Genomic DNA, 599 nt, shown 5'->3' with positions numbered 1-599 from the left:
CACCTCCTTATACGAAGATATTCACGATGAGTGTCCACACAGATTGATTAGGTTTAGAAAAGCAAAGAGAAGAAGAACTCCCAAGGTTCTTCGAAGTTTGTTTCTACTTTTTAAAGTGGAGATAAATTAGCAGTGTCCCGTTCGTCTAGAGGCCTAGGACACCGCCCTTTCACGGCGGTAACAGGGGTTCGACTCCCCTACGGGATACCACTTCCTTCAAGAAGTAAAAAGGGTCGTTAGCTCAGTTGGTAGAGCAGTTGACTTTTAATCAATTGGTCGCAGGTTCGAATCCTGCACGACCCACCATTCTTTCTCCACGAAGGAATTAAAACTTTTAGTGGGCGATTAGCTCAGTTGGGAGAGCACCTGCCTTACAAGCAGGGGGTCACTGGTTCGAGCCCGGTATCGCCCACCATTTCCTCCCAAGGAAATAAAATATGGGGCTATAGCTCAGCTGGGAGAGCGCCTGCCTTGCACGCAGGAGGTCTGCGGTTCGATCCCGCATAGCTCCACCATCTTTCTCCATGAAGGATGGCTTTTATTTTCACTTTTTAAAAAGTGAAGACAAAAGAAACTATCATGGGCGATTAGCTCAGTTG

At 47.1% G+C, this 599-nt stretch carries 4 tRNA genes; all 4 read left to right on the top strand.

What is annotated here, in order from left to right:
* Nucleotides 1-134: 134 nt before the first annotated feature.
* A tRNA-Glu gene (locus AB4407_RS20800) sits at nt 135-210 on the top strand.
* 20 nt (nt 211-230) lie between these two features.
* Nucleotides 231-306: transfer RNA gene (locus tag AB4407_RS20795), tRNA-Lys, on the top strand.
* 33 nt (nt 307-339) lie between these two features.
* A tRNA-Val gene (locus AB4407_RS20790) sits at nt 340-415 on the top strand.
* A 24-nt stretch (nt 416-439) separates the two neighbouring features.
* Nucleotides 440-515: transfer RNA gene (locus tag AB4407_RS20785), tRNA-Ala, on the top strand.
* Nucleotides 516-599 lie beyond the last annotated feature (84 nt).

The organism is Vibrio sp. 10N.261.46.E11 (assembly GCF_041472735.1).
In the GTDB taxonomy this organism is placed as follows: Bacteria; Pseudomonadota; Gammaproteobacteria; order Enterobacterales; family Vibrionaceae; genus Vibrio.
The sequence above is the reverse complement of the archived record's forward strand: the minus strand, read 5'-3'. Positions and strand labels throughout refer to the sequence as shown.